This is a genomic window from Nitratireductor sp. PBL-C9 (genome assembly GCF_050877045.1).
GTDB lineage: Bacteria > Pseudomonadota > Alphaproteobacteria > Rhizobiales > Rhizobiaceae > Nitratireductor > Nitratireductor aquimarinus.
Genome location: NZ_JBPAXW010000002.1, coordinates 672,741 through 693,822, shown reverse-complemented (window position 1 = coordinate 693,822; position 21,082 = coordinate 672,741). Strand labels below are relative to the sequence as shown.

17 protein-coding genes are annotated in these 21,082 nt (G+C 63.6%); 4 read left to right on the top strand and 13 right to left on the bottom strand.

Annotated features, from left to right (window positions below; all coding sequences use genetic code 11):
• Nucleotides 1-347: 347 nt before the first annotated feature.
• The 3 genes from ACRTG1_RS07125 to hmgA all read right to left on the bottom strand — a co-directional run bounded on the left by ACRTG1_RS07125 (nucleotide 348) and on the right by hmgA (nucleotide 3,722).
• Nucleotides 348-1,298, bottom strand: coding sequence for an MBL fold metallo-hydrolase (locus ACRTG1_RS07125; protein WP_113154349.1), 951 nt, complete (start codon nucleotides 1,296-1,298; stop codon nucleotides 348-350).
• Nucleotides 1,298-2,317: a fumarylacetoacetate hydrolase family protein gene (locus ACRTG1_RS07120; RefSeq protein WP_206544740.1), complete on the bottom strand. Its 1,020-nt coding sequence runs from the start codon at nucleotides 2,315-2,317 to the stop codon at nucleotides 1,298-1,300. Before ACRTG1_RS07120 ends, ACRTG1_RS07125 begins: the two co-directional genes overlap by 1 nt.
• A 91-nt stretch (nucleotides 2,318-2,408) precedes the next feature.
• Nucleotides 2,409-3,722, bottom strand: a complete 1,314-nt coding sequence (hmgA, locus tag ACRTG1_RS07115) for a homogentisate 1,2-dioxygenase (protein ID WP_206544739.1) — start codon at nucleotides 3,720-3,722, stop codon at nucleotides 2,409-2,411.
• Between the two features lie 197 nt (nucleotides 3,723-3,919).
• Here hmgA and ACRTG1_RS07110 point away from each other — a divergent pair, with 197 nt between their 5' ends.
• Nucleotides 3,920-4,405, top strand: a complete 486-nt coding sequence (locus ACRTG1_RS07110) for a MarR family winged helix-turn-helix transcriptional regulator (RefSeq protein WP_206547164.1) — start codon at nucleotides 3,920-3,922, stop codon at nucleotides 4,403-4,405.
• A gap of 55 nt (nucleotides 4,406-4,460) precedes the next feature.
• Here the strand turns inward: ACRTG1_RS07110 and tdh are convergent, their stop codons facing one another.
• From tdh to ACRTG1_RS07090, 4 genes are all read right to left on the bottom strand, one after another.
• Complete coding sequence (tdh, locus tag ACRTG1_RS07105; protein ID WP_113154345.1) at nucleotides 4,461-5,495, bottom strand: L-threonine 3-dehydrogenase; 1,035 nt, start codon at nucleotides 5,493-5,495, stop codon at nucleotides 4,461-4,463.
• A 159-nt stretch (nucleotides 5,496-5,654) separates the two neighbouring features.
• Complete coding sequence (locus tag ACRTG1_RS07100) at nucleotides 5,655-6,842, bottom strand: glycine C-acetyltransferase (RefSeq protein ID WP_432515979.1); 1,188 nt, start codon at nucleotides 6,840-6,842, stop codon at nucleotides 5,655-5,657.
• 423 nt (nucleotides 6,843-7,265) lie between these two features.
• On the bottom strand, nucleotides 7,266-8,489 hold the full coding sequence (locus tag ACRTG1_RS07095) for an acyl-CoA dehydrogenase (RefSeq protein ID WP_390881183.1): 1,224 nt from the start codon (nucleotides 8,487-8,489) through the stop codon (nucleotides 7,266-7,268).
• Between the two features lie 1,248 nt (nucleotides 8,490-9,737).
• Nucleotides 9,738-10,445 carry a carbonic anhydrase gene (locus ACRTG1_RS07090; RefSeq protein WP_113154342.1) on the bottom strand — a complete coding sequence of 236 codons (708 nt, stop codon included), beginning with the start codon at nucleotides 10,443-10,445 and terminating at the stop codon, nucleotides 9,738-9,740.
• A gap of 233 nt (nucleotides 10,446-10,678) precedes the next feature.
• Here ACRTG1_RS07090 and mutL point away from each other — a divergent pair, with 233 nt between their 5' ends.
• Nucleotides 10,679-12,598 (top strand): DNA mismatch repair endonuclease MutL, encoded by a 1,920-nt coding sequence (gene mutL / locus ACRTG1_RS07085; RefSeq protein ID WP_432515978.1) that lies wholly within the window; start codon nucleotides 10,679-10,681, stop codon nucleotides 12,596-12,598.
• A 147-nt stretch (nucleotides 12,599-12,745) separates the two neighbouring features.
• Entirely contained in the window at nucleotides 12,746-12,976 is a 231-nt protein-coding gene (locus ACRTG1_RS07080) for a DUF2093 domain-containing protein (protein WP_113154340.1), read from the top strand.
• An 88-nt stretch (nucleotides 12,977-13,064) separates the two neighbouring features.
• On the opposite strand, the gene lpxK is transcribed toward ACRTG1_RS07080, so the two are convergent.
• From lpxK to ACRTG1_RS07050, 6 genes are all read right to left on the bottom strand, one after another.
• A complete protein-coding gene (gene lpxK, locus ACRTG1_RS07075; RefSeq protein ID WP_206547160.1) occupies nucleotides 13,065-14,102 on the bottom strand; it encodes a tetraacyldisaccharide 4'-kinase in 1,038 nt (345 codons plus the stop codon).
• Nucleotides 14,103-14,184: 82 nt separating this feature from the next.
• On the bottom strand, nucleotides 14,185-15,504 hold the full coding sequence (gene waaA, locus ACRTG1_RS07070; protein WP_206544733.1) for a lipid IV(A) 3-deoxy-D-manno-octulosonic acid transferase: 1,320 nt from the start codon (nucleotides 15,502-15,504) through the stop codon (nucleotides 14,185-14,187).
• A gap of 2 nt (nucleotides 15,505-15,506) precedes the next feature.
• Complete coding sequence (locus ACRTG1_RS07065) at nucleotides 15,507-16,292, bottom strand: lysophospholipid acyltransferase family protein (RefSeq protein WP_206554383.1); 786 nt, start codon at nucleotides 16,290-16,292, stop codon at nucleotides 15,507-15,509.
• A gap of 13 nt (nucleotides 16,293-16,305) precedes the next feature.
• Nucleotides 16,306-16,554 (bottom strand): DUF4170 domain-containing protein, encoded by a 249-nt coding sequence (locus ACRTG1_RS07060; protein ID WP_113156194.1) that lies wholly within the window; start codon nucleotides 16,552-16,554, stop codon nucleotides 16,306-16,308.
• A gap of 217 nt (nucleotides 16,555-16,771) precedes the next feature.
• Nucleotides 16,772-17,575, bottom strand: coding sequence for a 3'(2'),5'-bisphosphate nucleotidase CysQ (locus tag ACRTG1_RS07055; RefSeq protein WP_432515977.1), 804 nt, complete (start codon nucleotides 17,573-17,575; stop codon nucleotides 16,772-16,774).
• On the bottom strand, nucleotides 17,562-18,908 hold the full coding sequence (locus ACRTG1_RS07050; protein WP_432515976.1) for a TldD/PmbA family protein: 1,347 nt from the start codon (nucleotides 18,906-18,908) through the stop codon (nucleotides 17,562-17,564). Before ACRTG1_RS07050 ends, ACRTG1_RS07055 begins: the two co-directional genes overlap by 14 nt.
• 115 nt (nucleotides 18,909-19,023) lie before the next feature.
• Here ACRTG1_RS07050 and ACRTG1_RS07045 point away from each other — a divergent pair, with 115 nt between their 5' ends.
• A complete protein-coding gene (locus ACRTG1_RS07045) occupies nucleotides 19,024-20,826 on the top strand; it encodes a monovalent cation:proton antiporter-2 (CPA2) family protein (RefSeq protein ID WP_432515975.1) in 1,803 nt (600 codons plus the stop codon).
• The last annotated feature ends 256 nt before the right edge of the window (nucleotides 20,827-21,082 follow it).

The window sequence follows — 21,082 nt, the reverse complement described above, 5'->3', positions numbered from 1 at the left end:
GATTTCACCCTCCCTTGCAGCCGCTTCTCCTCAAAAAAGAAGCGGCTCAAACCTCTTCCAGTGCACGACCCTCAACTCCGGTCATGAAGTCGGTGGTCATGAAAAAACAGCGCCAGCGCTGACGCCCCCTTCTCCCCGCAAGCGGGGAGAAGGTAAGGATGAGGGGCGAGCGCCATCGGCAATCAGCAGATGCGCGGCAAAACCAGTCTCAATCAGGTCGCCGCCAGCCCCTCATCCCCAGCCCCTCATCCCCCTGCCGGGACCTTCTCCCCGCAAGCGGGGAGAAGGAAGCCGACATCGCGAGTGGCGCGCGTCCTCCAAACGTCGCGCCGTCCCGCTTCATCACGTCATCCCTGCAGCGCGTCCCACATTTCGCGGTCACGTTCTGCCGTCCAGATGCGCGGCGTATCGATGCCCAGCGCTTCGTCATAGGCGCGCGCCACGTTGAACGGCAGGCAATGCTCGTAGATCGCATAGTCGGAGAATTTCGGATCGCACACCGCGCGGCAGGCGTCCCACGCCTCCTTCAGCGTGCCACCGCCCTGCGCCACACGGGCCACCGGCTGATAGGTGGACATCACGAAATCGCCCGTCAGGTCGAGCGCTTCGTTGACCATGCCCTGCCCCACCAGCGCGTCACCGCGTCCCGGTGCGATGGCGTCCAGATCGAAAGCGCGGATTTCCTCCAGCGTCGCCGGCCAGTCGTGGAAATGCCCGTCACCGCAATAGCAGGCCGAGTGGTACTCCACGATATCGCCGGTGAACATCACATTGGCGTCCGGCACGAACGCCACGATGTCGCCCGCCGTGTGAGCGCGACCAAGGAACATCAGATCCACCCGGCGCTTGCCCAGATACACCGTCATCGACTGCGAGAAGGTGGTGGTGGGCCAGGTCAGGCCGGGGATCGATTCATGCCCCTGGAACAGGCGCGGGAACCGCACGAATTCCGAATCCCAGTCCTCCTTGCCACGCTCCACCACCATCGAGCGCGCCTTGTCGCTCATGATCACGGTCGGGGCCTGATAGGCCGATGCACCAAGCACGCGCACCGCGTGATAATGCGTCAGCACCAGATGGCTGATCGGCTTGTCGGTGACGGAGCGCACCTTCTCGATCACCTTTTCGGCGAGGCGCGGCGTTGCCTGCGCCTCGATCACCATCACCGACTCGTCGCCAATGATGATGCCCGAATTGGGATCGCCCTCGGCGGTGAAGGCCCAGAGGTCCCGGCCGATCTCGTCAAACGAGATCTTCTTTTCGGTCAGGTCGCCTGCGGATGCGAATTGCTTGGCCATTACGCGCCTTTCTCGTATTTCTGAACCGTCTGCTCGATCGCGCCGAAGATCGAATGGCCATCGCCATCCTTCATCTCGATGCGCACCGTGTCGCCGAAGCGCATGAAGGGCGTCGACGGCTTGCCGTCATTGATGGTCTCGATCATGCGGATTTCGGCAATGCAGGAATAGCCCACGCCACCGGCGTCAACCGGCTTGCCGGGGCCGCCGTCGAGCTTGTTGGATACCGTGCCCGAACCGATGATCGCACCCGCTCCGAGCGGCCGCGTCTTTGCCGCATGCGCCACCAGCGTCGGGAAATCGAAGGTCATGTCGACGCCCGCATCGGCCCGGCCGAACGGCTTGCCATTGTAGTCCACGCAAAGCGGCAGCGAGAGCTTGCCGCCGTTCCATGCATCGCCCAGCTCTTCCGGCGTCACCGCCACCGGCGAGAAGGCCGAGGACGGCTTCGACTGGAAGAAGCCGAACCCCTTGCCGAGTTCGGCGGGGATCAGGCCCCGCAGCGAAACGTCGTTCACCAGCATCACCAGCCGGATCGCCGCTGCCGCCTCTTCCGGCGTCGCGCCCATCGGCACGTCATCGACAACCACGGCGATCTCGCCTTCCATGTCGATGCCATAGGCTTCATCCGCCATCACGATCGGGTCGCGCGGGGCCAGAAACGTGTCGGAGCCGCCCTGATACATCAGCGGATCGGTCCAGAAGCTTGCGGGCATTTCCGCACCGCGCGCCTTGCGCACCAGCTCCACGTGATTGACGTAGGCCGAACCGTCCGCCCACTGATAGGCGCGCGGCAGCGGCGAAAGCGCATCATGCTCATGGAAGCGCTCTGCCGGCACCGAGCCGTGATCCAGGCTTTCGGAAAGAGCTGCCAGATGTGGCGCGATCCGGGACCAGTCATCGAGCGCTGCCTGCAGCGTCGGCGCAAGAAAGGAAGCGTCCGTGCAACGGGTCAGGTCGCGCGAGACGACGACCAGCTTGCCGTCGCGCGTTCCGTTCTTCAGCGTAGCGAGTTTCATGCAATGTCCTTTATGCGTTGGGGAAGACGCGCAATCGGCGCAGGTCCACCGGACCAACGCCGATCATATCGCCTGTGGTCGCTCTGGTCGATCAGGACCAGTCGCCCTCCGGCGTTCCGTTGAAGCGCTTCTTGAGGTCCTTCCAGCAGTCGATGTAATCTTCCTGCAGTGTGTCGGTCTCGGCCGCATAGCGCGTGAGGTGCTGCGGGAACCGGGTTTCGAACATGAACGCCATGGTCTCTTCCAGTTTCACCGGCTTCAGTTCCCCATGGCTGGCCTTCTCGAAGCCGAACGTGTCCGGCCCATGCGGCAGCATCATATTGTGCAGCGATGAGCCGCCGGGCACGAAACCCTCTTCCTTGGCGTCGTACTGGCCTTTGATCAGGCCCATGAACTCGCTCATGATGTTGCGGTGATACCAGGGCGGGCGGAACGTGTGTTCGGCCACCATCCAGCGCGGCGGGAAGATCACGAAATCGATATTGGCCGTGCCCTCCTCACCCGACGGCGCGGTCAGCACCGTGAAGATCGACGGGTCGGGATGATCGAACAGGATCGCTCCCACCGGCGAGAAGGTGGACAGGTCGTATTTGTAAGGCGCGTAATTGCCGTGCCATGCCACCACGTCGAGCGGCGAATGGCCGATCTCCGTCACATGAAACTGGCCGCACCATTTCACGAACAGCCGGCAGGGCGTTTCCTTTTCCTCATACCAGGCGACCGGCGTCTTGAAGTCGCGCGGATTGGCCAGGCAGTTCGCGCCGATGGGGCCGCGATCCGGCAGGGTGAATTTCGCGCCGTAATTCTCGCACATATAGCCGCGCGCCGGCCCGTCCATCAGCTCCACCTGGAAAACCATGCCCCGCGGCAGAACCGCCAGTTCGCCGGGCTGGATCTCGATGATGCCCATTTCGGTCTTGATGCGCAGACCGCCTTCCTGCGGCACCAGCATCAACTCGCCATCGGCGTTGAAGAAATAGTCATCCACCATAGACGTGTTGAAGGCGTAGACATGGGCCGCCATGCCGGCCTGCCCCTGCGCGTCGCCCGCCGTGGTCATGGTGTGCACGCCCGACAGGAAATCGGTCTTCTCGTTCGGGATCGGCGTCGGGTCCCAGCGCAGCTGACCGAGCGCAAGCTGGTGATCGTTCACATTGGGCGCAGACTTCCACTCATCGAAGCTGACCGCCGTAAAGCGGCCGGTGTGCCTCACGCTCGGGCGAATGCGATAGAGCCAGGACCGCTCATTGGTCCCGCGCGGCGCGGTGAAGGGCGAGCCCGAAAGCTGTTCTGCATAGAGCCCGTAAGCGGGCTGCTGCGGCGAGTTCTGCCCCTGCGGCAGCGCGCCGGGCAGGCTTTCCGTTTCAAAGTCATTGCCGAAGCCCGGCATGTACTGGACGGTCATTCATTCCTCCATGAAGTCGGGGAAGCGACGAATTGGTTGCAACCGTAACCATGGCGAATGTAACTATCAACGGCACCAGAGCATCGGCCCGAAATTCGGAAAACACGATGCGCGGGTTCAACAGGTTAGAGCGTCCTTTCTGCGTCCGAATGAATGCACGGCGCTCGAGAGGGAAACATAAGGAGAAACCGCCGCACATGACCACGTCCGTTCCCCCGCCCGGCTTCCCCCGGAACGCAACCGACCGCACCATCCTCGCACTGGAGGCTTTTCTGCCCTATCGGCTCACGCGTCTCACCGATGCGATCAGCCGCAAATTCTCGCAGGCCTATCGCGCACGCCTCGGCCTGACGCGGCCCGAATGGCGCACGCTCGCCACGCTCGGCCAGTTCGGCACCATGACCGCGACCGATATCGGCGCGCATTCTTCCATGCACAAGACCAAGGTGAGCCGCGCCGTCGCCTCGCTGGAAGAGCGGCGCTGGCTCCTGCGCGAGCCCGACGCGCAGGATCGCCGCGTGGAGCGCCTGACCCTCAGCAGGGTGGGCCAGAAGGCCTATGAAGACATGGTGCCCGTCGCGCACGGCTTCGAGACGCGGCTTCTCGCCCGCATGGAGCCGGAAGAGCGCGCAGCCCTTCTCACCGGCCTTGAAGCCCTGGAGCGCGCCGCGCTGGAAGATTAGAGCAATTCCGGACGGAGAACCGGTTCCCGCTTTTTCTGGAATTGCTGCAACGGCGCTACCAGCTCATCACCACCTTGCCGGCCTCGCCCGAACGCATGGCGGCGAAGCCTTCGCGGAAATCGTCTGCGGCAATGCGGTGGGTGATCAGGTCGCGCACGTCGAGCCGCGTCTGAACCAGCGCGATCATCTTGTACCAGGTCTCGAACATCTCGCGCCCGTAAATGCCCTTCAGGTGCAGCATCTTGAAGATGACCTTGTTCCAGTCGATCTCGAAACCCGCCGGCGCAATGCCCAGAATGGCGATCTTGCCGCCATTGTTCATCACGTCGATCATGTCGCGGAAGGCGGGAGCCGCACCCGACATTTCAAGCCCCACATCAAAGCCTTCCGTCATGCCGAGCTGGCGCATCACCTCCGGCAGCGTTTCTTCCGCCGCGTTCATCGTGTGCTGCACGCCAAGCTTTCTGGCGAGCTCCAGCCGGCCCGGATTGATGTCGGTGATGACCACCTTGCGCGCGCCCACGGCCTGCGCCACCAATGCGCCCATGATGCCGATGGGGCCTGCGCCCGTCACCAGCACGTCCTCGCCCACCAGGTCGAAGGAAAGCGCGGTGTGCACCGCATTGCCAAGCGGATCGAAAATCGCCGCGATCTCATCGGGAATGTTGTCGGGGATCGGCACCACATTGTGCTGCGGCAGCGCGATGAACTCGGCGAACGCACCCGCGCGGTGAACGCCCACGCCCAGCGTGTTGTGACACAGATGCCCACGCCCCGCCCGGCAGTTGCGACAATGGCCGCACACGATGTGCCCCTCGCCGGAAACCCGCTGGCCGGGCTTGTATTCCGTCACCGCCGAGCCAACTTCCGTCACCTCGCCGACGAATTCATGGCCCGTCACCAGCGGCACCGGAACGGTGTTCTGCGCCCACTCGTCCCAGTTCCAGATATGCACGTCCGTGCCGCAGATCGCCGTCTTGCGCACCTTGATGAGCACGTCGTTCGGCCCGATCTCGGGCACGGGAACACGCTCCATCCAAAGGCCCTCCTCGGGTCTGGATTTAACGAGCGCCTTCATCATGTTGGACATCGTCGACTATCCTTCCAGAGTGTTTGGGTGGCCGTCCTTCCCCCCGCCTGCGGGGAGAAGGTGCCGGCAGGCGGATGAGGGGCCTGCGCCCACCTTCAAGACAAGCAATTCCAGGAAAAGCGGAAACCGGTTATCCGTCCGGAATTGCGCTAAAACGCTCTAAGCGATCACCCCAAGCTCACGCCCGATCTTTCCAAACGCCTCCACCGCGCGATCAATATCTGCGCTCGAGTGCGCGGCAGACATCTGCGTGCGGATACGGGCAGCCCCCTTCGGCACCACGGGGAAGGAGAAGCCGATCACATAGATGCCCTCCTCCAGAAGCCGCGACGCCATCTTCTCGGCAAGTGCTGCATCGCCCAGCATCACCGGGATGATCGGGTGATCAGCACCCGCAAGCGTGAACCCCTGCTTTTCCATGCCGGCGCGGAAGCGCGCCGCATTGTCATAGAGCTTCTGGCGCAGGCCGGCCCCGCCCGCCACCATGTCGAAAACCCTGAGCGAGGCCGCCGCGATCACCGGGGCCAGCGTGTTCGAAAACAGATAGGGCCGCGAGCGCTGGCGCAGCCAGTCGACCACTTCACCCTTGCCACATGTATAGCCGCCCGAGGCCCCGCCCAGCGCCTTGCCCAGCGTGCCCGTCATGATGTCGACCCGGCCTTCCACGCCGCAATGCTCCGGCGTGCCGCGTCCGTTCTCACCCACGAAACCGACCGCATGGCTGTCATCCACCATCACCATCGCATCGTATTTTTCCGCCAGATCGCAGACCGCGCCCAGATTGGCGATGATGCCATCCATGGAAAACACGCCATCCGTGGCGATCAGCCGGAAGCGCGCGCCCTCGGCTTGCTTCAGACATTCCTCCAGCGCGCCCATGTCGTTGTTGGCGTAGCGATGGCGCTGCGCCTTGCACAGCCGCACGCCATCGATGATCGACGCATGGTTGAGCGCATCCGAAATGATCGCATCCTCCGGCCCGAGCAGCGTCTCGAACAGGCCCGCATTGGCGTCAAAGCATGAGGAATAAAGGATCGTGTCCTCATAGCCCAGAAAGCCGGAAATCTTCGCTTCCAGTTCTTTGTGCTCTTCCTGTGTGCCGCAGATGAAGCGCACCGAGGCCATGCCGTAACCATAGCGGTCAAGCGCCGCCTTCGCCGCCTCGCGCAGCTCCTCATTGTCGGCAAGGCCCAGATAATTGTTGGCGCAGAAATTCAGCACCCTCTGCCCGCCGCTCTCGATCTCGGCCGACTGCATCGAGGTAATGACCCGCTCGCTCTTGTAGAGCCCGGCCTCCTTCAGGCCATCGAGTTCTTTGCGTAGATGGGAGAGGAAAGACGCGGTCATGAATGCCTCGCTCTGGGGTGGGAGGGACTGGCTTCTCTTCCACTACTACAGAGTGACGCCGCTTTCGACCATGGACAATTCTGCATTGCTTTTCCGTCGGACCGCGAAGCTCGACAAAGGTGTCGACGTCCGCCCCTCACCCCTCACCCCTCACCCTCTCCCCGCTCGCGGCGTTCCCGTGCCTTCACCCTCATCCTGAGCTTGTCGAAGGGCGGGGGTGAAGGCTTGCACCCGCGCTTGCCGCTGGAGCCCTTTCATGCCGCCTTCGCCCTTCGACAAGTTCAGGATGAGGGCTGCGCCGGTTCCCCCAACCTCCCAAACCACCCGCAACAAAAAGGGCAGACGCCCAAAGCGCCCGCCCCTTCTCAAACTCTCCCGACAGGGCGCTCCGCTCACCGCCGCGCGCCTGCCCTCACAATCGCATCAGAAAAACGCCTGCAGGCCCGTCTGCGCACGGCCGAGGATCAGCGCGTGAACGTCATGCGTGCCCTCATAGGTGTTGACCGTCTCCAGGTTCTGCGCGTGGCGCATCACATGGTACTCGATCTGGATGCCGTTGCCGCCATGCATGTCGCGGGCTTGCCGCGCAATGTCGAGCGCCTTGCCGCAATTGTTGCGCTTCACGATGGAGATCATCTCCGGCGCCATCCGGCCCTCGTCGAACAGCCGGCCAACGCGCAGGCTGGCCTGAAGGCCGAGCGCGATCTCGGTCTGCATGTCGGCGAGCTTCTTCTGGAAGAGCTGCGTCTGCGCCAGCGGCTTGTCGAACTGCTTGCGGTCGAGACCATACTGGCGCGCGCGGTGCCAGCAGTCTTCCGCCGCGCCCATCGCACCCCAGGAGATGCCGTAGCGCGCACGGTTCAGACAGCCGAACGGGCCGCTCAGCCCCTCGGCATTCGGCAGAAGCGCGTCTTCGCCCACTTCCACGCCGTCCATCACGATCTCGCCGGTGATCGATGCGCGCAGCGAAAGCTTGCCGCCGATCTTCGGCGCGGAAAGGCCCTTCATGCCCTTTTCAAGCACAAAGCCGCGGATCTTGTTGCCGTGCGCGGCAGACTTCGCCCACACCACGAACACATCGGCGATCGGCGAATTGGAGATCCACATCTTGGAGCCGGTCAGGCGGTAGCCGCCGTCGATCTTCTCCGCGCGCGTCTTCATGCCGCCCGGGTCCGAACCCGCATCCGGCTCGGTCAGGCCGAAGCAGCCGATATACTCGCCGGACGCGAGCTTCGGCAGATATTTCTGCTTCTGCTCTTCCGAGCCATAGGCGTGGATCGGGTACATCACCAGCGAGGACTGCACGCTCATCATGGAGCGATAGCCGGAATCGATGCGCTCCACCTCGCGCGCCACCAGGCCGTAGGACACATAGCCGGCGCCCACGCCGCCATACTCCTCCGGCACCGTCACGCCCAGAAGGCCGGCCTCGCCCATTTCGCGGAAGATCGCGGCGTCGGTTTCCTCGTTCATGTAGGCGTGCTCGACGCGCGGCGCGAGCTTGTCGGCGGCAAAGGCGGCCGCAGCATCGCGGATCATGCGCTCTTCATCGGTGAGCTGGTCTTCCATGAGGAACGGGTCGTCCCACACGAAATTCGATTTCGAGGATTTCGACGCGGCTTTGGCCTGTGGTGCTTCCATATTCATATGTGCCTTCCTGATGCGGTTGCGCTCTCTCGACGCCTGACTGGAGCATACAGCATCCTATGCGAAACTGCTTCAAGCTTAAAATGATTTTTTGGAAGAGGATGGTGACGGGAGGGGATGGATTGAGGTGGGGGCTCGAACGGAGACATTCACCATGAGACACGGCACACCAATAAGCCAAACCGCCTGCGCGGTGTTTCACGCCCCATCCCACCCCGCGCCTTCGTCATCCTCGGGCCTGCCCCGGGGATCCATGCCGGTCGGTCTAAACCCGCCGCAACGGCCATGGAATGGATCCCCGGATCAAGTCCGGGGTGACGCAGGGCAGGAAGCGCAATAACCCACACAGCCCTCATCCTGAGCTCGTCGAAGGGCGAGGGCGACATGGAGAGCGGCGGGGAGCGCATGGTGCATGCCTTCACCCCCGCCCTTCGACGAGCTCAGGATGAGGGTAAAGGCACGGCGATGCCGCGCTTGCCACCCTGCAATTCGACACCTCTCACTCGCCTGCATGGTCCTTCACACGTGCAGGTGAAAATGAAACTGTCCCCCTTCGTCATCCCCGGGCCTGACCCGGGGATCCATGCCGGTCGGTTGAAACCCGCCGCAACGGCCATGGAATGGATCCCCGGATCAAGTCCGGGGTGACGAAGGAGCGAGTGTGCAGGTTAGACCCCACCGCCTGCGCGCCCTTCTCCCCGCGAGCGGGGAGAAGGTGAGGATGAGGGGCGGGCGGCAAGCGTTTAAAATGAAATGAAGGCGGGACTGATCATGCGTCCCCACACTCCTTCGTCATCCTCGGGCCTGACCCGAGGATCCATGCCGGTCGGTTGAAACTCGTCACAACGGTCGCGGAATGAAACCCGGGTCAAGCCCGGGGTGACGCAGGGCAGGAAGCGCAATAGCCCACACAGCCCTCATCCTGAGCTCGTCGAAGGGTGAGGGCGACATGGAGAGCGGCGGGAAGCGCATGGTGCATGCCTTTACCCCCGCCCTTCGACGAGCTCAGGATGAGGGTAAAGGCACGGCGATGCCGCGCTTGCCACCCTGCAGTTCGGCACCTCTCACTCGCCTGCATGGTCCTTCACCTGTACAGGTGAAAATTAAGCTACCCCACTCCTTCGTCATCCTCGGGCCTGCCCCGGGGATCCATGCCGGTCGGTCGAAACCCGCCACAACGGTCATGGAATGGATCCCCGGATCAAGTCCGGGGATGACGAAGGCGGAGGGCAGTCGCGGAAGCTCCCTTTAAAGGAAGTTCACCTTCCCCGTGGCAATGTCATAAATGCCCGCAGCGGCCTTGAGCTTGCCGGCCGCATAGAGGTCGCCGAGAATCGGGCCGGCCGTCTGCGCCCTCTCCGCGTTTAGCGTCGCATTGCGCGCCGTCGCGGTCGCCAGCAGGTCCTCCGGCTCTGCCGCCATGGCGTCGTAGACCGCAGGGCGAATGGCGTTCACGAGGCTCGGCAGATGGCCGGGCGGCAGGGTGTTGTCCTGAATCGCCTGGATCGTGGCGTCCACCGCGCCGCAGGCCGTGTGCCCCAGCACGAGGATCGTCTTGATGCCGAGAACGGCCGCCCCGTATTCGAGGCTCGCCAGCCCGTCCTCATTGATGAAATTGCCCGCCACGCGAATGACGAAAAGCTCTCCCGGCCCCTGATCGAAGATCAGCTCGGGCGCAACACGGGAATCCGCGCAGCTCACGATGGCCGCGAAGGGCTGCTGCCCCTGCGCGCGGCTGGCGCGGCCCGCCGAATGATCGGTGTTGATGGGCTGGTTGGCCACATAGCGCGCATTGCCGTCCATGAGGCGCTGCAACGCCTCGTCGGGTGAGACCGGCGCTGCCGCGCCGGTTTCGGCGGATGCACGCGCGGCAAGCGGTGCAGCCATTGCAAGAGCCAGACCGCCTGTCAGCAGCCCACGACGGCTAAGAATTCCAGAGTCACAATTCACGCACATAATTCAGTCGCTTTCTAAAGTTGACCCAACGTAAAGCCGTATATCTCAAAACTTACCTGATCACTCGATTTATGTTTACACTTCTAACAATTTACATCTTCTTCCCCTGCGGGCCGCAGGGGCCGCCCTTTCCGGCCCACGCGCTCCCTCGCCCCGCCCCGCCCCGACACAAGTGCTGGAAAGCGGTGCGGCGTCTCTTCTCGCCACCTCCGAATCCCCGTAAAATCGCCCCCATGACTGCAGCCTCCCACACCATTCGCCAGCTAAACGACACCGTGATCAACCAGATCGCCGCAGGCGAGGTGATCGAGCGGCCGGCGAGCGTCGTGAAGGAGCTGGTGGAAAACGCACTCGACGCCGGCTCCACCCGCATTGAGGTGGCGACCGCCGGCGGCGGGCTTTCGCTGCTGCGCGTCACCGACAATGGCGGCGGCATCGCGCATGACGAGCTGCCGCTCGCCGTCTCGCGCCATTGCACGTCGAAGCTCACCGACGACATTCACGACATTCGCTCGCTCGGTTTTCGCGGCGAGGCGCTGCCCTCCATCGGCTCGGTGGCGCGGCTTTCCCTGCGCTCGCGCCCGGAAGGGGCCGACAGCGCCGCCGAGATCGCCGTGGAAGGCGGGCGCGTGTCGCCGGTCCGGCCCGTGGCGGCCAATCGCGGCACCACGGTGGAGGTGCGCGATCTCTTCTTCGCCACGCCTGCCCGGCTGAAATTCATGAAGAGCGAGCGCGCCGAGACCGCCGCCATCACCGAGGTGGTGAAGCGCATGGCGCTCGCCTTTCCCGAGGTGCGCTTCACCCTGACGGGCTCCGACCGCAACACGCTGGAGCTGCCCGCCGTGCCGGCCGATGGAGAGGGGCTGCTGCGCCGCATCGCGCAGGTGATGGGCAAGGATTTCTCCGAGAACACGCTGCCCATCGAGGCCGAGCGCGAGGGCGTCGCGCTGTCGGGCCATGTGTCGATCCCGTCATTTTCGCGCGGCAACGCGATGCTGCAATATTTCTACGTGAACGGGCGGCCGGTGCGCGACAAGCTCCTGACCGGGGCCATTCGCGGCGCGTACATGGACGTGCTGCCGCGCGACCGGCATGCGGTCGTCGCGCTCTTCATCTCGCTCGATCCGGCGCTGGTCGACGTCAATGTGCATCCGGCCAAGGCCGATGTGCGGTTCCGCGATCCGGGCCTTGTGCGCGGTCTCATCGTCGGCGCGGTCCGCCATGCGCTGGAGATCAGCGGCATGCGCGCCTCCACCTCCGGAGCGGACGCCATGCTGGCAGCCTTCCGCCAGCCGGAGCACGCAGCGCCCGGCGGCCTTTCCGGCGGCGGTGTCGAGACCGGCGGCGGCAGCGCACATTATCGCTACACCCCGCCACCGCGCCCCGCGCAGGACTGGCGGCTCGACACCTCCCCCACCCGCCCTCTGGACATGACGGGCAGCGCCTCCATTGCAGGCGCAGCGCCCGCCGCCGGCGGCTTTTCCGCGCCCGCCCAGTCGGCTTTCGATGTCGGTGCCGGCCTGAGCGCCGATGCCCGCGCCGGCGAGGTCGAGGCAGCACCCGAATTGATGCGCTCCCCGCTGGGCGCCGCGCGCGCGCAGGTGCATGAAAACTACATCGTCGCGCAGACGGAGGATTCTCTCGTCATCGTCGACCAGCACGCCGCCCATGAGCGCCTTGTCTACGAGGCCCTGAAGGAGGCGCTCCATTCGCGCGCCCTGCCCGCGCAGATGCTGCTTCTGCCTGAGATCGTGGACATGCCGGAAGAAGACGCCGACCGCGTCGCCGCCCATGCCGAATTCCTCGCCCGTTTCGGGCTGGGGCTGGAGCGTTTCGGCCCCGGAGCCATTGCCGTGCGCGAAACCCCGTCCATGCTGGGCAAGGTCGACGTGCCGCAGCTCGTGCGCGACCTGGCCGACGAGATCGCCGAGAACGACACCGCCGACACGTTGAAGGAGCGCATCGACCACATCGCCGCGACCATGGCCTGCCACGGTTCCGTGCGGTCCGGACGGCGGCTGCGCGCAGAGGAGATGAACGCGCTTCTGCGGCAGATGGAGGCAACGCCCGGCTCCGGCACGTGCAATCATGGCCGCCCGACCTATATCGAGTTGAAGCTGACCGATATCGAGCGCCTGTTCGGCAGGCGTTAGAGCATCGGACCGAAAAGTGGGTACCGGTTTTCGGGTTAATCCGATGAACCAGACCGAGGCCTCACGCGGCCCCGCCGGCGACAAGCAGGTTTACTTGGCGCGGCAGGAAGGTTAAGGCCCAGAGTTGATGACAAGAGGCACCAGACGATGAACCGTTTCGAAGGACCCGGCGCGCGCGAGGCACGCATTCGCTATCTGGATGGCGACTTTCAGGTCATGACCCCCGGCGCTTTCGTGCGCTGCGCCGTCACCGAACAGCCGATCCAGCTCGATGACCTGAAATACTGGAGCGTCGAGCGCCAGGAAGCCTATGTGAGCGCCGATACCTCGCTCGCCCGCGAACTGGAAATGCATCCCGAACTGCGCAAACGCGGTTAATCGGGAACCGGTTTTCCGTCCGGGATTGCGAAAAAACAGAGAGATGGAGCGGTGCAGCGTTTCGGTGAAACGATGAACGGCTCCAGACCTATTTGAGGCTGCGTTCGCGCCAGTTCTCGATCGTGTTTTCGATGATCGTCACCGGCATATCCGCTGCCTCAAACACCGCTTCCACCTGAAGCACCCGGCTTGCCTCGGCCAGTTCGCCGAGCGCACCGCTGCCGCCGCGCAGCCGCACAAGATCCTTCTCCGTCGTGATGAGCTGAAGCCCGTCCCTGCCGGCGGCTGCGATCAGATCGCGCGCGTCGTCATCATCATAGGGGTGATGATCGGGAAAGCTCTTCCCCTCCACCACCGCACCGCCGGCCTCGGCAACGCTGTCGAAGAACTTCTTCGGGTTGCCGATCCCCGCAAAGGCGAGAAACCGCCCGCCCTTGATGGCGCGCATGCCACGCGGCTTGAGCCGCGCCTGAAACACCGGTCGTCCCGCCCGCGAGGTCTGGCGCACCACATGGTCGGCCGCAGTGCCCTCGCCCATGGTCAGCACCGCATCGGCAAAGCGCAGCTGGTCGATCAGCCGCGCCCGCAGCGGGCCGCCTGGAATGACATGGCCATTGCCCAGCCCGCGCCGCGCATCCACCACCATCACCGCGTAATCCATGTGAATGCGCGCGCTCTGGAAACCGTCATCCATGATGATGAAATCGCAGCCGATGCCGACCAGCTCGCGCGCGCCCGTCAGGCGATCCGGCGCTACCATGGTCGGCGCATGCCGCGCCAGAAGCAGCGGCTCGTCACCCACATGGCGCGAGAGATCCTTTTCCGCATCCACCAGATGCGCCGTGGTCATGGAGCCGCCATGCCCGCGCGACAGGAAGCCCGGCTTGCGCCCCAGCTTCCGCGCCTGTTTCGCCAGCGCGATGGAAACGGGCGTCTTGCCCTCGCCGCCAACGGTGAAATTGCCCACGCACAGGACCGGCACATCCACTTTCGCGCGTTTGGCAGACGCCATCCGGTAGCCGGCCACAAAACCGTAAAGCGCAGAGAACGGGGCAAGGCTCCAGGCCCGCCAGTCCGCCGGTTCCCACCAGAACGGAGGCGCCTCGCTGGACCGCCGCGCGTCCATTCGCACGCGCGAAGGACGATCTACACTGTTCACGGAGCATCGGGATGACCGAAAACCGGTTTCCACTTTTCGGCCCGATGCTCTAGCCATGGCCCTCATCGTCCTCAAGACGACTCTTGACGATCAGTGGATGAATATAGGGATCGAGCGCCTGCAGGGTGCGGTTCAGCGCGCCCGACATGTCGTCAACCGCAGCCCGCCCGGCCTTGATCATGGTGCGCCGTGCGGAATAATTGTTGAGCAGGAAGTTCACCCCGCCCGCCAGCATCTCGCCATCGCGCACCAGCCGCGCACCGCCCGCATCGATCAGGCGGCGATAGGCGTCGCGGAAATTCTGCACATTGCAGCCAGAAAGAACCGCCGTGCCCAGACGCGCAGGCTCAATCGGGTTCTGCCCGCCCTCGCCCGTCAGAGACCGGCCCACAAAGGCGATCTCGGTCAGGCGCAGATAAAGTCCCATCTCGCCAATCGTGTCGCCGAGCAGGATATCGACATCGGCAGACACCGCATCATTGCGGCTGCGGCGCGCCACCTTGAGGCCACGCGCCTTGAATTCCTCTTCCAGCCCGTCGGCGCGCTCGGGATGGCGCGGCACGATGATGCTGAGAATGTCGGCATGCCGTGGCTTCAGCTTTTCATGAACATCCGCCGCCACGGTCTCCTCGCCCTCATGGGTGGAGACGGCAGCCCAGGTCTCGCGCTCGCCGATCTGCCCTTCCAGAAGCGCCAGCGCCTCCGGGTCGACCGGCGGAACATGCGTATCGACCTTGAGATTGCCCGAAACGGTCACGGGCCGCGCACCCAGCGTGCGGAAGCGCTCGCCGTCAACTTCCGACTGGGCAACCACATGCGCCAGGTTCTCGAACAGCGCCTCGGCCAGATAGGGCCGCTTCTGCCAGCGCGCGAAAGAGCGATCCGACAGGCGCCCGTTGACGAGAACCTGCGGCACGCGGCGCGCGCCCAGTTCAAGGATCGTCATCGGCCAGATTTCAGACTCGGCCATGATGGCCAGATCCGGCTTCCAGTGGTTCAGAAAGCGGCTGACAGCCGGCTTTAGATCAAGCGGCACATACTGGTGGATCACATTGCCGCCAAGCCGCTCTTCCGCCACCTTGGCGGAGGTCACCGTGCCGGTGGTCAGAACGATATTGATGCCATAGCCAAGCAGATGCTCGATCAGGCCGATCACGGCCGCCGTCTCGCCAACGCTGGCTGCATGCATCCAGATCAGCGGGCCTTCCGGGCGCGGCTTTCCGGCCTTGCCGTAACGCTCGTGCCGGCGCACCCGGTCTTCCTTGCCCTTGCCGGCGCGCCAGACGATATAGCCGCCAATCAGCGGAAAAACCGCCGCGCCTGCCCAGCGATAGGTCGTAAGGATGGTCCGTGCCCAGCGTTCACTCATGGTCATCTATCGTCGACCAGGGCGTAGGCCTTGCGGGTCGCTTCATTGAGCGAATCCGTGACCTCGCGACGCTTCTCTTCCATCACATCCGCATCCGCATCGGCGGCGACAAAAATGGGCTCACCCAGAATGACCGCGCTGCGCCCGAAGGGCAGATTGATGGTTGTCTTGTCCCATGTGCGCTCAAGCACCTTGCGGCGGCTCGTGGCAATGGCGACCGGCACGATTGGCCGGCCGGAAATGCGCGCCAGCGTGACAATGCCAAGCCCCGCCTCGCGCGGCGTGCCATGGGGAATGTCGGCGATCATCGCAACATTGCAGCCGCGGTCGATCGTCTTTTTCAGCGCGATCAGCGCCTTCGCGCCACCCTTGCGGATATCGCGCTCGCCCTTGCGCCCGCCGGAGCCGCGCACCGTATCGAAACCGAGTTTCTCGGCAACGAGCGCATTCAGCTCGGCATCGGCGCTGCGCGAAAAGAGCGCAACGATCTTGTGCTTGCGCGGATTGATCGCCGGACCAAGAATGTGCTGGCCGTGCCAGAGCGCTGCAATGGCCGGCGAATGCTGATCAATCGCCGCCTGCAGGTCGTCAGACCCTTTGACACGCGGATTGGTGCGGTCGATCAGGCGAATTGCGCCCGCCATCAGCGTCGCCAGCGCCTGTTTCACAAAGCGCGACTTCGCCAGCGGCTTGCGAATACGGCGCCACAGCTCCTTGAAAGGGCGCGGTCCCGTCTTCTTCCGCTTTGCGGTTACGGCAGGGGAAGGCGCAGTCGCCTTGTTTTCCATATGTGGGTCCTTGCTATCCCTTGGTCGTTTCCGACGCGGGATCGAGCAGGCGGTGTAGGTGAACGATGAAATAGCGCATATGCGCGTTATCAACGGTCTCCTGCGCTTTTGCGCGCCAGGCCTTTTCGGCAGATTTGTAATCTGGATAGATTCCAACGACGTCGAGATCATCGAGGTCGCGGAAAGTTACTCCGGTCAGCGAGGACAACTCGCCGCCAAAGACCAGATGAAGAAGCTGGGAATTCTCTTTTTTCTCGGACATGACCAAGCCCATTTGCAGACGAATGTGGCAATAAGCAAATCGCTAACCGCCCGTGTAGAGGAAAACCTCGGATTTTGGAACCGTTTAGAGCAACGGACCGAAAACTGGACACCGGTTTTTCCGCTGTTCCGACGCTCCACCAACAATGTACTCCTCGCACCCGTATGAACGCATGACGATCCAACGGATGTCATTGCGTCTTCTCACGGGAAGACGCTTACGGGCGATACTCGGGAAGCGTGGCCGTCATCGTTTCCAGCAACGCGCCACTGCCGGCAGCCAGCGCACCCTTGCGCGGATCAGCCCCGGCATAGACCGGTAATCTGCCATTGGCATCATGCAGCGCCCCACCCGCCTCGCGCAGGATCACATCCGCCCCCGCCAGATCCCAGTCATGGGAATTGGGTTTGACGAAAGTGGCGTCCAGCGCGCCGCTCGCCACCATGGCGATACGATAGGCAAGCGACGGCACATAACCATAGGGCGTCGTCTTCTGGCCGACCTCTTCCGGCAGCGCCTTGACCATGGGCTTGGGGCCAGCAATCACAAACGCATCGCCTGCCGGTTTTACCACAATGCGTTCCCCATTGCGAAACGCACCGCCGCCCTCAAGCCCCTGATAGGTTTCGGAAAGCTCCGGGCACTCCAGAACACCCACGACACTTCTGCCGCGAAACGCAATCCCGATGCTCACGCACCAGATGGGTCGCCCGTCGATGAACGCGCGCGTGCCGTCGATGGGATCGACGATGAACACCCGCTCGCGCGCCAGTTCGTGGTCGACAGCAGCCGTTTCTTCCGAAAGCCAGCCATAGTCCGGGCGCGCCGTCATCAGGCGTTCGCGCAAAAACCGGTCCACCGCCAGATCCGCTTCGCTGACCGGCGACGTGCCGCCCTTCCACCACACTTCCGGATCGCGTCGGAAATATTTCTGCGCAATGCCGCCCGCCTCGCGCGCCACCTCGGTGACCAGCGCCAGGTCGTCCTTCAGAAGATCCTGTGGGCTGTTATTTTCCGGCAAGCGTCATGCCTTCCAGAAGCAGCGTCGGCGCGGCCGTGCCGAAATTGCGGTCAATGTCATTGGCCGGGATCATGTTCAGGAACATGTCCTTCAGATTGGAGGCAATCGTGACCTCCGACACCGGATAGGTGATTTCGCCATTCTCGATCCAGAACCCGGCAGCGCCCCGGCTGTATTCACCGGTCACGAGATTGACGCCCTGGCCGAACACTTCCGTCACGTAGAACCCTGCCTTGATGCCCGCAATGAGCGCCTCCGGCGTCTCCTCGCCCGGCTCCAGCGCCAGATTGGTCGATGACGGGTTGACGGATGACGCACTGCGAACGCCGCGCCCATTGGTGTCGGCCAGACCAAGCTGACGCGCTACCGCAGTGGAAAGGAACCAGTGCCGCAACACGCCATCTTCCACCATGACCAGCTTTTCGCCGGCAACGCCTTCGCCATCGAAGGGGCGCGACGAAGGCCCGCGCCGGCGCAGTGGATCGTCGGTGATGGTGATGCCGGCAGCAGCAACCGTCTTGCCCATCATGTCGCGCAGAAAGCTCGACTTGCGCGCCACCGACGCGCCATTGATGGCAGACGCCAGATGGCCGGCAATGCCGCGCGCCACGCGCGGATCGAAAACGACCGGGAAGCGGCCCGTATCGACCTTGCGGGCGTTGAGGCGCTTGACCGCCCGTTCACCGGCACTGCGACCGATCTTCTCCGGCGCATCGAGATCCAGAAAGTGAAGCCGCGACGAGTAATCATAGTCGCGCTCCATGCCCGTGCCCTCGCCCGCCAGAACGCTGACGGAGCGGGCAAAGCGCGTCGCCTCATACTGACCGATGAAACCGTCGGACGTGGCAAGCACCATGCCGCCAGCGCCGGCGCTCGCACCGCTGCCGGAAGAATTGGTAACCCCGGCAATGTCGAGTGCGGCCGCCTCTGCGGCAAGCGCGTCTTCCTTCAGGCGGTCGGCAGAAACCTCGGTCGCATCGAACAGGTCCAGATCCGCGATGTTCTGCGCCAGCCGGCCGGGCTCGGCAAGGCTCTGATACGGATCTTCGGGCGAAGCCTTGGCCATGGCCACCGCGCGCTCGGCAAGCGGAACCGGATCGGCATTGGCGGGGGCCGAAACACTCGCCACGCGCTTACCAACGAAAACCCGCAGCGACATGTCATCGCTTTCGGAAGCCTCTGTGCCTTCCACCTTGCCCAGGCGCACCGAAACGCTCTTGGAACGGGCGCGCATGACCACCGCATCCGATGCATCCGCACCGGCCTTCCTGGCGGCCTCCACAAGGGCAGCGACGCGGTCGGCCAGCTGCTGCTTTTCGTTCTTGTCTGTCATTGCGATCCCGAATGGAAAAACGTGGCGAAAGGGGAATATCTATTTGTTTCATTTATGGTTCGCGGGCCATATGTGCAATGGTAAGCTGAAATTCCAAACAGAATCCGGAGTATCCATGGCCGTCGAAGCTGCCACACCGCTCTACTACGAACCCCTTCTTCTTCTGGGTGGAGCCGTGATCGCAGCGCCCTTGTTCGCGCGCATAGGTCTGGGCACGATCCTCGGTTATCTGGCAGCCGGCATTGCAATCGGCCCGGTCCTCCTTCTGATCTCCGATGGGCGGGAGCTTCTGCATGTGGCGGAGCTCGGCGTCGTCTTCCTGCTCTTCATCATCGGGCTGGAACTTAAGCCCGCGCGCTTGTGGGCAATGCGACGAAGCATTTTCGGCATGGGCATGATCCAGGTGTCAGCCACCGGTGTGGTGCTGGCGATGATCGCAATGCTCCTGACCGATCTTTCCTATGGCGCGGCCTTTGTCATCGGCTTCGGTCTGGCGCTCTCATCCACGGCCTTTTCCGTTCAGACACTGGAATCCCAGGGCTCACTGAACAGCCGCTATGGCCAGACGGCCTTCTCCATCCTGCTCTTTCAGGATCTCGCCATTGCGCCGCTTCTGGCGCTCATCCCGCTGCTTTCGCCGGGCGCCGAAGGCGCGGACGCCATCAGCCTCGAACGGTTCGCAATCGCGCTTGCAAGCGTTCTCGGACTAATTCTGGCCGGCCGCTACCTGCTCAACCCGCTCTTTCGCGTGATCGCCAACACCGGCGCGAAGGAAGTGATGATCGCGGCCGCTCTCCTCGTGGTGCTGGGTGCCGCCGCCCTGATGGAGGTGGCCGGCCTTTCCATGGCGCTTGGCGCGTTCATCGCCGGCGTGCTTCTGGCTGAATCCTCCTTCCGGCATGAGCTGGAAGCCAATATCGAGCCGTTCCGCGGCATTCTGCTCGGCCTTTTCTTCATGGCCATCGGGCTTTCGCTCGACCTCGGCATGGTCATCGACAACTGGCTGACAATCCTGATTGCGGTGCCCATTCTGATGCTGGTCAAGGCTGTCGTGCTTTACGTGATCAGCCGGGCATTCAGTTGTCAGCACAATGATGCGTTGCGCGTGGCAGCCCTTCTGCCGCAGGGCGGCGAGTTCGGCTTCGTGCTTTTCACGGCCGCTGCCTCCGCCTTCATCTTTCCCCAGGCCATGGCCTCGCTGCTCATCGCCATTGTCACCGTGTCCATGGCGCTGACACCGCTTTCGGTGCGGATCGGCGAAATGCTGGTGCACAATGAACCCGACGAGGAGATGGACGAGGATTTCGAAGGCGCAGGCGCTGGCGTCATGATGATCGGCTTCTCCCGTTTCGGGCAGATGGTCTCGCAGGTGCTTCTTTCGGGCGGCACGGACGTAACCATCATCGATCATTCGGCAGACCGCGTGCGTGCGGCGGCGCGGTTCGGCTTCCGCATCTATTTCGGCGACGGACGGCGCAAGGAAGTGCTGGAAGCCTCCGGCATCCGCCACGCAAAGATCGTTGCCGTCTGCACCAATGGCGCGGCGTCCACCGACCACATCGTCAACCTGATCCGCGCGGAGTTCCCGCATGTGCGGCTCTTCGTGCGCTCCTATGACCGTGCCCACACGCTCTCGCTGCGCGAGCGCGATGTCGAGTACGAGTTACGCGAAACGGTGGAATCGGCGCTGATCTTCGGCGGCAAAACGCTGCAGGCGCTCGGCACAAGCGAAGAGATCGCCAGTGAAATCGTAGAGGATGTGCGCCGACGCGATGAAGAACGCCTGGCGATCCAGGCAGTCAAGGGCATCTATGCCGGCAACGACAAGATGCGGGTGCGCCCGGTCACGCCGGAACCGCTTGTAAAGCCCAAGCGGGAAAGCCAGCGTCTGGATCACGACAGCGAACAGTCCGCATAAAAGAACAGGGCCGCGATGAGGCCCTGTCTACCTTCACGCATGATGCCAGGGAGCATTGCCGGAGCTGTCCGGATGCCCGGGCATGGATCCTCGGGTCAAGCCCGGGGATGACGAGTGTGTTTTGACGCTTGTACGCAACCGTATTCGAACCGGACTGGACACCGTCCCCCATCGTCATCCTCGGGCTTGACCCGAGGATCCATGCCGGATCGTCACAACCGCATGATCACGCAGCCAAAGACTGCCAGCGCCACGG